Genomic DNA, 13,728 nt, shown 5'->3' with positions numbered 1-13,728 from the left:
ATCCAAAGTACATAAAGTTTGCTTCCGATTCCGGATAAGTCACAGATTTCTTTACGAAAATCTACCCTTAAAAATGATAAACATTTACTTTGGAATAATGGCATGGGTATGTGTAACTATATTCAGTGTCTCCATGTAAGGAAAGTAAATTCTAGCATTTCCTGACATACGTAGTTAATTATGACTACTTGTTTCATAATTTTCTTACAAAAGCTTGTGGTACTTAGATTACAATCTTTACATTCTAACAAAATCAAAGTTTTCTGTAGCTTTTACAACTTTTTTTATTTCGTCACGAAAAAAATATTAAAATAACCGCTCAAACCGAGATAACTTCATAACTATCCTTTAATATGTGAACAAAAATTACAGATCGTTCCTAAGCAGTGAGTTATCGAAAATGGGAATATATTCGCAAAACTGAAGATTTAATGCCCTCAAATATTCCTACTTGACCTTTGGCACCTGAGTCTAGACAATAAGCCATAGGGGTTTAGCCGCAATTTAACCATAGATGTTGAATATTAAGTGATGGACAGTCAGACAATTTCCCAGGTACTACTTACTCAAAATCAAGCTGCTTCCTTGTTGCTTTATCAATCAGTATTGACACAAAAAGTAGGTAAAGCCTTTGTTGAACTGTTGCAAGCTATACGTTACGCAGAAGTTGATGTCCAATCATGCCTACAGGCTTATGGTAATTATTTTCACTTATTAGCAGCACACAATCAAAACTGGGAAAATTATCTCATCACCGAAATTCTGCGGAGAGAGAATCCTTTTTCTTACCAGGCACAAAAGCAATCATTTAGCAATCTCCCATCAAGCCTAATTGCCGCAGTTCACCATGATTTACACATATTGCAAAATTTGAGTGAATGTAATTGTGCTGTTTTGAGTATGTGGGTACAAAATGCAATAAATTTACCTGTGTCTCCCATCGTTTGGTATTTAGAGGAAGCAAACACAGATGTACCTCACGAAGCATCCTTAATGGGGAAATTTCAGCAGTCGGAAAATTGGATTGATATTACCGAAGACTTGGCAGCTTTTTACCAGAAATATGGTGTTGGGTTATTTGCCCAATATCAAGCGCTGCGGTGGAATGGGGAAAATCTGGAGGGAATTCAGCATTTTGATGGGATTAAATTAGATGAATTGGTGGGTTACGAATCCCAAAAAGCCGCTTTACAGAAAAATACTGAGTTTCTCCTAGCAGGGGAAGCTGCATTGCATGTATTACTTTATGGAAGTCGAGGTTCTGGGAAATCTTCCTTAGTCAAAGCTTTGTTGAATGAATATGGGAAAGATGGGTTGCGGTTGTTGGAAGTGGGAAAATCTGAGTTGAAAGACTTACCACAAATCGTTGAAAAATTACGTTCTGCACCACAAAAATTTATTATTTTCGTCGATGATTTATCCTTTGAGGAAGACGACGATGCTTTTAAAGCATTGAAAGTAGTTTTAGAGGGAAATTTGACAGCGCGATCGCGTAATGTTGTAGTGTACGCCACATCAAACCGTCGTCACCTAATTCGAGAATACTTTGCTGATCGTCCCGCACCGAAAGATAATGATGAAGTCCACGCTTGGGACACAATACAAGAGAAGTTATCATTTAGCGATCGCTTCGGTCTAACTTTAACATTTTCTCCTGCCGACCAAGATACATACTTAGGAATTATCTATCATTTGGCAGCAGAAGCAGGAATTGAGATTGCCTACGAAGATTTAGAATTTAAAGCACTCCAATGGGCAACTAGACACAATGGACGTTCGGGAAGAACTGCCCGTCAGTTTATAGATTATCTTACAGCAGATATAGCCACGGGAGGAGTGGGGGAGGCAGGGGAGGTAGGGAGGTAGGGAGGCAGGGGAGGTAGGGGAGGTAGGGAGGCAGGGGAGGTAGGGAGGCAGGGGAGGTAGGGGAGGTAGGGAGGCAGGGGAGGTAGGGAGGCAGGGGGAGGGAGTGAAGGAGTGAAGGAGTGGGGGAGTGAGGGAGAGAGGGAGAGGGGGATAATTTGTTTCTTGGAGTTGTGGGAACCGAGCAAATTAGCAATTATTGAGGCAAACTAGAATTGCGCGATCTAAAATACTCCGAATTTCACTATGAGCAAATTTGATATTAACCTTGATTTTAAAGATGTAGACTTGGATTCTTTGGAAACCGAGGAAGAATTTCGTAACTGCGCCAAAACACTAATACCCAAAGCTCTGGTAAAATTAGGGGAAGCAGTCGCAGAGAAAACTTGGGAAGACTTGCAAGAGAAACTCAAAGCACAAGGAATCAAAGTTGGTTCTGGACAAAGTGAAAAACGGAAGTTTGTCTCGGAGACAGTAAGAAATTATCAAAAAAACGTCAGTAATCGGGAAAAGCAGGAATTGGAAGATTACATAGTGGAACAGTTGCGTGATTTGGTGTAAGTCTTGGGGTTGTGACATCCTTTTTAGGGTGCTAGAGAAACCTAATGTGTTTTTCTAAACTTCTAGAGGAGAGGTAAAAACCTGGTTTCTCAGCGCAAGCTTCCCATTCTGTCAAAAACGCAGTTAAAATTAGGTAGTTAAGGTTTACAGCAATTTTTCAGGTAAATAGACCACAGAGACGTTCCACCGGAACGTCTAGACAAGGTTTTGTATTTATGTGTGATTCAAATAGATTAAAATTGCTGTAAGTTAGAATTGTTTGGGAAATACAACTAAGATGAGCGAAACAGCCGAAAAACTCAAACTTGAACTTTCCCAGCTATCTACACAAGAACGTGCGGAACTTGCTTACTTCTTAATCCATTCTTTGGATGAAGGTACAGATATTGATGTAGAAGCTGCTTGGGATAATGAATTAACCCAACGTTTAGAAGATATTCACAGTGGAAAAGCTATTGGTGAAGCGTCATTTCAAGTTTTTTCTGAGTTACGAGCAAAGTATTCGTGAAGTTTATCATTATCCACACCGAAGCTCGCAAAGAGCTTGATGCTACAATTGCTTACTATGAACAGCAAAAAGTAGGGTTGGGACTTGATTTCCTGTCTGAGGTAGAAGAAGTTCTCGGAAAAATTCAGCAAAATCCTAATTTGGGAACCTTACACAATATTAACGGGATACGTCGTTACAGTATTCAACGTTTTCCTTACCTGGTTTTTTACACAGAACTGGAAGAGGTAATTTGGGTTGTGGCAATTGCACACGGTAAGCGTAAACCAAATTACTGGCAAAAAAGGAATATTGAGATGTGATGCTGAAAACGGGTTTCTGTTGCTTGGGTGCTGTAAATAGTCGTATTTAGTGGTGGTGAAACCCGTTTTCTTTGGGTTTTTCTTAGATAGTCATATTTACTCTCTCCTACAAATCCCGATGGGAAAAGGATTTGGCATTCTCCCCCGTATAATCTGTGACAATATGCCCATCACCTGTCATCTGATACTTATAGGTAACTAAACCTTCCAAACCAACGGGTCCACGGGGTGGCATCTGTTGCGTACTAATACCGACTTCCGCTCCAAAACCGTAGCGAAACCCATCGGCAAATCGGGTGGAACAGTTATGGAAAACTCCGGCTGCATTGACTAAAGCGAGGAAATTCTTGGCTGTTTCTGCATCCTCAGTAACGATAGCTTCGGTATGCTTAGAACCATATTGACGAATATGCGCGATCGCATCTTCCCAAGAATCTACTATTTTTACGGCTAAAATCAAATCACTATATTCGGTTTCCCAATCGCTGGGGGTAGCTGTGGCAATGTTTGGTAATATCTGCTTGGTTGCGGTGTCACCTCGTAATTCGACGTTTTTGGCAGCTAATGTAGCGGCAACTTGTGGTAAAAATACTGTGGCGATATCAGCGTGAACTAACAGCGTTTCAATAGCGTTACAAGCTGCGGGATACTGAATTTTAGCATCCACTGCCACATTTACGGCTTTCTCCATATCGGCAGCTTTATCTATATATAGATGACATACCCCATCTGCATGTCCCAGAACCGGAATTCGCGTATTTTCCTGTACAAACCGGACAAAGGAATTAGAACCACGGGGAATAATTAAGTCAACATAGCGATCTAATTTTAATAGTTCTATGGTTTCTCCCCTGGTGGTGAGTAATTGCACCACATCAGGATTTACGTCGGTATTAGACAAACCTTTTTTAATCGCTTTAACTATCGCTTCACAGGAGTGGATTGCTTCCTTTCCCCCTTTGAGAATCACCCCATTCCCCGATTTTATTGCCAAAGCGGCTATTTGAATCGCCGCTTCGGGACGTGCTTCAAAAATGACCCCCAAAACCCCCAAAGGACAAGTAATGCGCTTTAAAATCAAACCTGTATCCAGTTCGCGGTGGATTTGCACTTCCCCCACAGGATCTTTAAGTTTAGCCACATCTCGCACACCAGCGATCGCATCTCGCAATTTATGCTGATCTAACTGTAACCGCTTGTAGAGAGGTTGAGCGATACCATCAGCAATAGCCGCATTACAGTCGGCAATATTTGCTTGGAGAATCTCCTCTTGGTGTAATTCTAAGGCTTTGGCGACGGATGCGATCGCGTGATTTTTGGCATCAGTTCCCAAAACAGCCAATTCCAAAGCAGCGAGTCGGGTTTGTTTAGCGATGGCAACTAAGGCACTTACATCATTTTCAGTAGCAATCATATTGAGAACTTAGATTAAAAACTTACACTATATAAGGTTAAAGGGAAAGTGCGTCTAAAGTATTTCCCATATTGTCCACATCTATATACTTTACCAAATTCCCCCACAAATCCTGAATCTCTCCGGAAAGGTACCAGGGGATGATGTAGTCTAATTTGTCGGAACAAAACACACCACAATTGCATCATAACTTATATGACAGTGTGGAGTAGCACAACTAACTTATTTAAGCCTCACTATATTTAACCAATTAACTGTAAAACTCTATGTGTTGGCAATTCTCAATTAATGAGTCTTTGCGAACCAAAACCAAGTTAACCCTCTTGCCGTAGGTAGTTATTTACTCAAAGCAAGGGGGTTAATTATTTTCTCAGTCCTGCGGTTCTAAACACCTGAATAGATTTTTATTATCTAGATTTGATTTTAAACCTCATCATGAAAAGTGGAGTTTCCTTCACTCACACTCCTGCAAAGAATCAAGCTACCAAGAATCGTAAGGTAGATGCAAAGCTGCTTGTTGCAGACTAGTATGAGCTAGAAGGGCTAGCTAAGGCTGCGACTACTCACAATATTGAGTTACAAACTACAGTTCTCAAAATAGACAAGGTTTATTTGATCTTTTCCGAAATTACTTACGTATGTTTTGTAGATATTAATAGACAAGCAAAACTAGATAAATCTAGTTTAAAAGTCTAAATTATTTAATCTTCAAATTAACCTCAATTAAACTTAGGAGTTGTTCAAATGACTAACACAATTAATATCACCACAAAACTCAATAAAGCAACATTAAAAATTGGTTCTCAAGGCAAAGAAGTTAAAGAGCTACAAAAGCTTTTGTATACTTATGGTGCCTATACATTAATTTGTAATTACGAGCCTGAAAAAATCTTAGTTGATGGCATTTTTGGAGAAACAACTAAAGCGGCTGTAATTGCTTTTCAAGATCGGGTATTTATTAAAACAGATGGTATTGTTAGCGATAAAACTTGGAGAGCGTTATACAAAGGTGCTCCTGTTGATATGCCAGAAGTCAAGCGTGGTAGTAACAATGTAGAACTAGTTAAATTAATTCAAATACGTTTATTAGTTAACTTTGACTACGAAGATGCAATAGATGGTAGCTTTGGTATCAAAACAGAATTAGCTGTTAAATCCTTACAAAAGCGGACTTCACTGCCAATTACTGGTGTAGTTAATGAAAGAACTTGGTTTGAATTGAGCAAACTCAGTTTTGGTAGTTGTGAAGGATGTTAAATCAGTTATCAGTTTTCTAGGTTGAGGATTCACTGCGTTACGAGAGTTACTCCCGTTGTAGCTGTGAAGTTGTAACGATAGCATAACCTAACATGAAGTTTCAATCTCAACGGAATTTATCTGTCACAAAAATATAATTTCCAACTATTAAAAATAATCTCAGGAGTCATATGCCATTAACTAACGATATAAATCTTACCGCAACTAAAAGAGTGAATAAACCTACACTTAAAAAAGGCTCAAGAGGTATCGCAGTCAAAGACTTACAAAAGCTTCTATATGACTTTGGAGCCTTTGCTTTAACCTGTAACTATGGACTTCCCGAAGTATTTATTGATGGTGTCTTTGGCGATGATACAGAAGCCGCTGTGAAAGCATTTCAGCGTCAAAGATTCCTAAAAATAGATGGTGTTGTTGGGGATGTAACTTGGCAGGTATTATACCGAGTTTCCAGCGGTAACTTACCAATACTTCGTAAAGGTAGCAAAGGAGAATTAGTTTCTCGTGTACAACAACGATTAATTATTAGCGGTGATTACAAAGGAAACATCGATGGTGACTTTGGGATCTCAACCGAAACCGCAGTCAAAACCTTTCAAAAGCGTACCAAATTATCAGCCGATGGGGAAATAGGCGATCGCACTTGGACTGAACTCACCAAAATTCAAGAGTCTGTCTGTTAAATTTTTCTCTCAATTATTCAAATTGCACAAATATATAACTAATAGGACTAAAAATCATGACATCTGCAACCACTCAAATCAACAAACCAGTTCTCAAAGAAGGTGCCAAAGGTGACACAGTTAAAGAACTACAAAAATTACTGCTAAAATATGGCGTTTTCGTTACTCTCAACGCTCAAGGTGCTTGCGTATACGGTGACGAAAAATCAATCGATGGTGTCTTTGGTGCCAAAACAACCGAGGCTGTCAAGAACTTCCAATCACTCAAATTCATGACTAGAGATGGTATTGTCGGTAATAGAACCTGGAGAGCATTATACTCAGGTTCACCCGTAGATATGCCTACCTTGAAAAAAGATAGCAAAGGTGAAATAGTAAAACAAGCTCAAGAACGTCTTGCCATTGGCAACTTCTATACAGGTAAAATAGATGGTGAATTTGGCTCCAAGCTAGAAACTGCCGTTAAAGCATTGCAAAAACGCAACGGTTTACCTGAAGATGGCGTAATCGGCGATCGCACTTGGAATGAAATCGGCAAAATCATGAATATCTTCTGTTAACTATCATCAAATCCTCGATTTATTTGAAGAGTCGGGGATTTTAGCTGAAACAGCAAGAAGCCTCTCACCTACCCGCAAGGGAGGTGATGAGATTAATTGCGTAGCGTAGCGTGCCGTAGGCTTGTGAGATGACGACAGTTCTGTGGACAAATTCTTCCGCAGGAAGAACAGGGGACAGAACATGGAGGAAATGAGCAAAGTATTTCATAATTTGGTATAATAAACTTGGTTGACTTCACCCGTATTGGTGTCTGATAAGCCTCTGCCCAGTAGCATTGCGACTATTGGTAAGCGACTCCGTTGCACAGCATAGAAGTAAGTAGGCACATCTTGATTAATACAAATATCCATTGGGTTGTCCCATAGCGCGAATAAGCCAGCACTCATCCGGGGCAGTAAAATTTGTAGGGTACAAGGTAAGAAATTGTATAGTCTGCGGAGGGGCTTCTCGTGGACTTAAAACAAAGCTCAGTCAATGTCTTCATAGAAGAGTCGCTGAGAAGCCTACACTGTATGCTTGCATCAGTGTAGGAGTATGTCACCTTAAACATCTTCCTTTGCCAAAAACTGTTTAGCTTGCTGCCATAGTGTTTCTAATTCATCCAAAGAATAATCACTCAAAGGGTACTCTGCAAAGACTTCCATTTTTTGGAATCTATCAATAAATCTTTTGCTGGTACCCTGCAACCCCCGACTGGGATCTAAATTATTCCAACGGGCTAACTGTACCAAAGCAAAAATCAAATCGCCTAATTCTTCTTCTTGCCTAGCTGAACTTTCGTAAGCTAAAGCATGTCTCAACTCAACTAATTCTTCTTCAAATTTTTCCCAAACACCCTCAATATTTTTCCATTCAAAACCGATTTCTGCCGCTTTTTGAGAAATCTTCATTGCTGCCACTAAAGGCGGCATTTTTTTATTATAATTTCTCAGCTTTTGACTTAATTTTATCTCTGTTCCCGATTCTCCTTTTTCCGCTGCCTTAATAGTTTCCCAATTTTCTTTTACTTGGCTAATGGAAATTTCCTGATTCTTCTGATCTCCAAATACATGGGGATGACGACGAATTAACTTTTGGCTAATACCTTCTGCCACCTCCTTTAAGGAAAAGTCACCATGTTCGCTAGCGATTTGCGCCTGTAAAATAACCTGTAACAGCAAATCACCTAACTCCTCAACTACGGCATTTTTATCTCCGTGTTGAATGGCATCTACAGCTTCATAAGCTTCTTCAATGATGTAGGGAGTCAGAGTTTCAGGAGTTTGTGCCAAATCCCAAGGGCAACCTCCATCAGGCGATCGCAATTTCGCTACAACATCAATTAATTCCTGTAATGCCCCTAACGCAACGGTCTTTTCTGGCAGCTTGCCCAAATCCATAAGTAATCCTTCAGCAGTTATTCAGTTAGCAGCTTGAACAGAGTCTTAGATTCTGAATTCTATACAATACATCTAAATCACAGTTAACAGTTAACAGTTAACTGATTTAAAACCCAATCTCGAAATAGTGGATTTAACTGATCTGGTACTTCATCATGGGGACAATGCCCAGCTTTGAGGAAATACTCGCTTAATTCTGGATAATAACGACGAAACTGTTGAGAACGTTCTCTAGCATTTACCCAGGGATCAGCTTCACCCCACAATAGCAACAAAGGACAACTTAATTGCTGTAAAAGAACATCTACTTTTTCTCCTTGAGGTGTGGTGAACATCGAAGCAAACACATCTAAAGCACCTTCATCACAGGAAGGACGATGAATTTCCTCAATTAACTGTTCTGTAATCGCACCTTTATCAAGATAAACTTTTTCTAGAGTTTGGCGAATCACCCAACGCTGACGAATATATTGGAAAATGATGAAATGGGTCAAAGGCTGCTGAAAAACCCACTTGGCAATGCCACCAAATATCTGTTGTAACTGCTTAGTAAAGTTTAAATCTGGGCTTGGTGGCTGAATTTCGGTTTGTAATCCTTCTGGTTCAGAAGTTGATTGATTTTTACTAAAAGGACCAGCACTATTTAGTAATACCAAACCTGCCGCCGCATCAGGGAACTGTGCTGCTAGACATAAACTTGCATATCCACCTAGGGAATTTCCCGCAATCACCGCTTTTTCACCGATTACTTCTGTAATAAAATCATAGAGTTGGTCGCGCCACAAATCACCGCAATATTGTAATTTGGGCTTTGCCGAACGTCCATAGCCTAATAAATCAATGGCATAGACTTCAAAATCTTCAGATAATCCAGTGATATTTTTCCGCCAGTGGTCTGTAGATGCACCAAAACCATGCACCAAGAGTAGTGGTGGGCGTTGTGCATGTTTGTTACCCGCTTTGACGTAATATATATTGTGTCCGCGCCATTGCCAGTATTGACCAGGAATTGATGTTGTTGAGGGATTGATTGCAGTTTGCATATTCTAAAGTTTTGTTAAGTTATCTTTCATAATTTTAGGATATATACGGAGAAACGGGAGAAGGATAATTGATAATTTCGCAAATGGAAATTATAGACAATATCTTTTCTTCCAATTCAATAGACTTTCATGCTGGTCATAAAATAGAAACTAGAATCAGTTAATTTTCTTATGAATAAAGCATTCTTAAACAACAGTCTAGGCTCAAAAGAGATCGCAAAAAAGTTAGCTACAAAGAAAGACGAGATATGTCGTGTCTCGACAAAATTCATTTGGGCTATTTGAAAATGATTACAGGGACTACCAAACTTTTAGGTGTAATTGGTGATCCGGTGGGACATTCGCTGTCACCGTTGATGCACAATGCAGCAATTAATACATTAGGTCTGGATTATGTGTATTTACCTTTCCCGATAAAACCCCATAATTTGAGGGATGCGATCGCATGTTTTGCCGCGATAGGGGTTTTAGGTTTTAGCGTCACAATTCCCCACAAACAAGCAATCATTCCCTTCCTTTCTGAGGTTTCTGATTTAGCAAAAGTGGTTGGTGCTGTCAATACGGTATTTTATCAAGATCATCACTGGGTAGGGACAAACACTGATGTAACTGGTTTTATTTCACCCCTAAAAACCACTTATAACCGGGATTGGAGTCAAACAAGCGTGGTCATTTTAGGAAATGGTGGGGCAGCACGGGCTATCGTTGTGGGATGTACGGAATTAGGTTGTGGAGAAATTCACGTTGTGGGACGCGATGTGGAAAAAATAGCATTATTTCGGGATAGTTGGCAAAATTCAACTTTGGTAGGGAATTTACAAGTTCATCATTGGGATATGCTACCAAAATTGCTTCCCCAAGCCAATTTACTAGTCAATACAACACCAGTAGGTATGCATCCACAAATTGAGCGATCGCCATTGACTATAGAAGAGTTTAAGCAGTTTGCAGTTGCTTCTAGCATCAATCCTCCCATCGCCTACGATTTAACATATAATCCTAGCCCCACAAAATTTCTTCAGCAAGCTGCATCCGTAGGTGCAACTACCATTAATGGATTAGAAATGCTGGTGCAGCAGGGTGCAGCGGCTCTGAAAATTTGGCTACAAAGAGATACCGTACCTGTTGATGTCATGCGTCAGACCTTGCTACAGCATTTATTTAACTAAGATCAGCAGCAAAAGTCTTGTATTGACACTCCCCACGGCTATAAGCCTACGGGAGAGGTCAAGTCTGTTTTGGTGATTTTTTGTCCCATATTTGAAGAAGGCAGTAGGCAGTGGGGGTATTAAACCCCTCTACTATTGATAAATAAATTGAACTTTTATTGATCACCAATGTTGAAATAATTACTGAGTATTATGATACTTTTTGTGAATTTTTATGATATTATCATAACATTTGCCTAGGTTATTTTACCAGTTCAGTCTATAAAATCACTAGTCAATTAAAATCACAAGCGCATTTTACGGGCAATATTGCCCCTAATCTGTGTTTTTTAATAAAATGTTGTTACATGGCGCTGTCTAGGATCTTATGCAAACTGAAAGTAAATCACACTTTAAAGGGATAATACTGCTGATCCTTGTCAATTTAATTGGCGCTACCACTTTTCCATTAACCAAAGATATTGTTAGTAGCCTTTCACCAAGCACGTTAATCGCCGCACGCTTTATCGTCGCATCAGCGTTTTTCGCTGGGTATTTACGCAATCTCAATTTAAAATTGCTCCGTGACGGGGTTACTATAGGCTTTTTACTTTTTCTCTACTTAGCAATTGAAACCGTTGCACTTGGAACTATACCTGCAAATCGAGCAGTATTTATAGCTAGCCTGAGTACACTAATTGTACCTCTTTTGGGATTGTTGAGCGGTCGGCGCGTGATGCTCAGAACTTTCCTCGCATCTGGATTGGCTGTGCTTGGTATCGGTGCAATGTTTTGGGAAGGAGGGGAGTTAGGAATTGGTGATTTGTTGATGTTTGTGGATGCAGTTGTCTATGCAGTTTATATCTTATTTCTAGAGCAAGTTGCTTCACGTCACTCCACCTTGCCGCTTACTGGTGTTCAACTTCTATTTATTGGTGGACTTGGCACACTTTGGAGTAACTCGCAAATTTTTAGCCAGTTTAATGTAATTGAGGAGCATTGGCAACCAATTGTATATCTAGCAGTGGTGGCAACTGCCATTGCCATTTGGCTTCAAACTTTAGCACAGCGTTGGGTTTCGGGTTATGAATCTGCTTTACTTTACACTTTGGAGCCTTTATTCTCGGTTATTTTCTCATATTTTCTCTTAGGTGAGCAATTGGGAACCCGTGGCATAGTCGGCGCTGTATTGATTTTGGCTGCACTAGTTCTTAGTCAAATACCTCAAGATAAGACACCTTCAGAAGCTGAAGCAAACAGTGATAAACCTTTAATTAAGTTAGTTAAAGAACAAGGTGTTTGACCTTTTTTAGAGGTTCAATTTTCACGCAATATCTGTGATATAACTCGTTCCTTGTCTCCGGCAAGGAATGCATATTCTTTGGCTCCGTCTCCAGTTTAGATCAGAGGCAGAGCCTACGAACCAGTAAACTGTTCCCTGTGAATATTTGTTAATAACCGCTGAGATAATAAATATAGTCGGGCTGTTTCATTGCCAGCAAAACTTCTCGGCTAGAAAGCATCATAAACATAACTGCACCACTTACTAAACCAATTACAGAACAGTCTGGATTAATGGCATTGGCAAGGATATAACCCAAACTAATATTCAAAAGCAGAGATGGAAGAATAGTCTGAACAACTACTAATGCCTGGTTAATGCTAAATAGTAAGATTGCATTCAGTAAACCAATCACGAAAAATAAGTATCCTAAACAACCACAAACTAAAAGTAAATTTTCTTTTATTCCCCAAGAATTAGGCTTTAGGACATTAAATATTAGCCATGAAAATAATGTGAAACATACCACAACTGAGATAATAACTAAGCGGTAACAAGAAAATAGTTTGTTAGAATATTTTTTAATTTTATCTGATGTTATATTAGCAGAATTAGAATACCAATATTTAATAATTGGTAACTTAAATATTCTACTACAGGTACCAGGACTAAGAAATTGACCAAAGCTAAATCCATACTTTTTTGATAATTTGCACTGACAGCAAATATCAATCCAGAAGCTGAATCAATTGCCCAACCAGCTATAATTCTATCGGCAAAAATAAAGCTAAAATAAGCAATGCCGTAGAAAAAGTAAGGAGACAATAAGTAAATTAGGGCGCTTAAGCGGGGTAATTTAACTTTATTTTTAGTTTTTTGTTCGGCTTTTTTGTGCTTATTATATTCATATACGATCAATCCTCCAACAAAAGCTAAGGTAATACCCATTGTTAGCATCTGGGCTTCTAAAGCATTAATCCCTGCGAAAATTTTTAAAATTAGAAAAATGGCGGCTACGCCAATCAAAATAACTGGCGTAATTGATGGTAGTTGAACAGAAAGAACTGCCAACAACATCCACAGCAAACTTAATCCTAAATAATATAACGCTGCTAGCATTAAATATTCATCGAGAAAAAGACCTTGATAAAAACCTAGCCAAACAGCAACCAAACCTAAAATAATACTAGTAAAAGTTCCTAAATATAGAATTGGAAAACAAACTCGTTTACCTTGAATTGGCTCACCTAAATTGAGATAAAATTCTCCTCTGCGGCTAATCATTTGGACAAATCCACCGCTGATAGTGAGACTAGCCATTGTTGCTAGGGTAATCAGAGAAGCTAGTTTAGGTGGTAGTAATTCATTACTTTTACCCAGATGAATATATTCTAAAAGTAATATGGATAGTAAAGGGACTGCATAAAGAAAACTACGAGAAAATTGAGAAACAAATATTTTTAGTTGTTCTAAAATATTTTGCCTTAGGCTTTTATGTGGTGCTATTTGTGGTTGAATTTTAGAAGGATGATGATGTTCGTATACATATTTACCTAAAGACAATGCATCTGGAAAGCCAAATTCTTGAAGAATAATACCGTCTGTATAGCCTAAAGATTCGATAATGGCAGTTGCTTGCCAAAAATCAGCAAGTTCTGGACTAATTCCCTGGACGGCATCAATTAAAGCTATTAGCTTTTCAGATTCTAAAGTCATCTGATAGTATT

15 protein-coding genes are annotated in these 13,728 nt (G+C 39.1%); 9 read left to right on the top strand and 6 right to left on the bottom strand.

Annotated features, from left to right (window positions below):
• The first annotated feature begins 531 nt into the window (after positions 1-531).
• From CAL6303_RS21805 to CAL6303_RS21790, 4 genes are all read left to right on the top strand, one after another.
• On the top strand, positions 532-1,866 hold the full coding sequence (locus tag CAL6303_RS21805; RefSeq protein ID WP_015199997.1) for an ATP-binding protein: 1,335 nt from the start codon (positions 532-534) through the stop codon (positions 1,864-1,866).
• A 243-nt stretch (positions 1,867-2,109) separates the two neighbouring features.
• A complete protein-coding gene (locus tag CAL6303_RS21800; protein ID WP_015199996.1) occupies positions 2,110-2,424 on the top strand; it encodes a hypothetical protein in 315 nt (104 codons plus the stop codon).
• 277 nt (positions 2,425-2,701) lie between these two features.
• The gene (locus tag CAL6303_RS21795; protein WP_015199995.1) at positions 2,702-2,932 is read left to right on the top strand and encodes an addiction module protein; all 231 of its coding nucleotides are present in this window, start codon (positions 2,702-2,704) and stop codon (positions 2,930-2,932) included.
• On the top strand, positions 2,929-3,234 hold the full coding sequence (locus CAL6303_RS21790; RefSeq protein ID WP_015199994.1) for a type II toxin-antitoxin system RelE/ParE family toxin: 306 nt from the start codon (positions 2,929-2,931) through the stop codon (positions 3,232-3,234). Before CAL6303_RS21795 ends, CAL6303_RS21790 begins: the two co-directional genes overlap by 4 nt.
• A 106-nt stretch (positions 3,235-3,340) precedes the next feature.
• On the opposite strand, the gene CAL6303_RS21785 is transcribed toward CAL6303_RS21790, so the two are convergent.
• A complete protein-coding gene (locus tag CAL6303_RS21785; RefSeq protein ID WP_015199993.1) occupies positions 3,341-4,648 on the bottom strand; it encodes a glutamate-5-semialdehyde dehydrogenase in 1,308 nt (435 codons plus the stop codon).
• A 744-nt stretch (positions 4,649-5,392) separates the two neighbouring features.
• On the opposite strand from CAL6303_RS21785, the gene CAL6303_RS21780 reads away from it, so the two are divergent.
• The 3 genes from CAL6303_RS21780 (at position 5,393) to CAL6303_RS21770 (ending at position 7,148) form a co-directional block, all read left to right on the top strand.
• A complete protein-coding gene (locus tag CAL6303_RS21780; protein ID WP_015199992.1) occupies positions 5,393-5,905 on the top strand; it encodes a peptidoglycan-binding domain-containing protein in 513 nt (170 codons plus the stop codon).
• A gap of 170 nt (positions 5,906-6,075) precedes the next feature.
• Complete coding sequence (locus CAL6303_RS21775; protein WP_015199991.1) at positions 6,076-6,588, top strand: peptidoglycan-binding domain-containing protein; 513 nt, start codon at positions 6,076-6,078, stop codon at positions 6,586-6,588.
• Positions 6,589-6,644: 56 nt separating this feature from the next.
• Positions 6,645-7,148 carry a peptidoglycan-binding domain-containing protein gene (locus tag CAL6303_RS21770; RefSeq protein WP_015199990.1) on the top strand — a complete coding sequence of 168 codons (504 nt, stop codon included), beginning with the start codon at positions 6,645-6,647 and terminating at the stop codon, positions 7,146-7,148.
• A gap of 204 nt (positions 7,149-7,352) precedes the next feature.
• Here the strand turns inward: CAL6303_RS21770 and CAL6303_RS29475 are convergent, their stop codons facing one another.
• From CAL6303_RS29475 to CAL6303_RS21760, 3 genes are all read right to left on the bottom strand, one after another.
• Positions 7,353-7,535: a hypothetical protein gene (locus CAL6303_RS29475; protein ID WP_015199989.1), complete on the bottom strand. Its 183-nt coding sequence runs from the start codon at positions 7,533-7,535 to the stop codon at positions 7,353-7,355.
• Between the two features lie 156 nt (positions 7,536-7,691).
• Positions 7,692-8,528 (bottom strand): nucleoside triphosphate pyrophosphohydrolase, encoded by an 837-nt coding sequence (mazG, locus tag CAL6303_RS21765; protein ID WP_015199988.1) that lies wholly within the window; start codon positions 8,526-8,528, stop codon positions 7,692-7,694.
• 83 nt (positions 8,529-8,611) lie between these two features.
• Positions 8,612-9,571 carry an alpha/beta fold hydrolase gene (locus CAL6303_RS21760; RefSeq protein ID WP_015199987.1) on the bottom strand — a complete coding sequence of 320 codons (960 nt, stop codon included), beginning with the start codon at positions 9,569-9,571 and terminating at the stop codon, positions 8,612-8,614.
• Positions 9,572-9,858: 287 nt separating this feature from the next.
• Here CAL6303_RS21760 and CAL6303_RS21755 point away from each other — a divergent pair, with 287 nt between their 5' ends.
• Positions 9,859-10,740 carry a shikimate dehydrogenase gene (locus CAL6303_RS21755; protein WP_041740847.1) on the top strand — a complete coding sequence of 294 codons (882 nt, stop codon included), beginning with the start codon at positions 9,859-9,861 and terminating at the stop codon, positions 10,738-10,740.
• A 367-nt stretch (positions 10,741-11,107) separates the two neighbouring features.
• Positions 11,108-12,022, top strand: coding sequence for a DMT family transporter (locus tag CAL6303_RS21750; RefSeq protein ID WP_015199985.1), 915 nt, complete (start codon positions 11,108-11,110; stop codon positions 12,020-12,022).
• Positions 12,023-12,170: 148 nt separating this feature from the next.
• Here the strand turns inward: CAL6303_RS21750 and CAL6303_RS30870 are convergent, their stop codons facing one another.
• Complete coding sequence (locus tag CAL6303_RS30870; RefSeq protein WP_203225935.1) at positions 12,171-12,530, bottom strand: hypothetical protein; 360 nt, start codon at positions 12,528-12,530, stop codon at positions 12,171-12,173.
• Between the two features lie 68 nt (positions 12,531-12,598).
• Positions 12,599-13,717, bottom strand: coding sequence for a hypothetical protein (locus tag CAL6303_RS21740; protein ID WP_041739845.1), 1,119 nt, complete (start codon positions 13,715-13,717; stop codon positions 12,599-12,601).
• Positions 13,718-13,728: the final 11 nt, after the last annotated feature.

Origin of the sequence: Calothrix sp. PCC 6303, assembly GCF_000317435.1 — a bacterium.
In the GTDB taxonomy this organism is placed as follows: domain Bacteria; phylum Cyanobacteriota; class Cyanobacteriia; order Cyanobacteriales; family Nostocaceae; genus PCC-6303.
The sequence above is the reverse complement of the archived record's forward strand: the minus strand, read 5'-3'. Positions and strand labels throughout refer to the sequence as shown.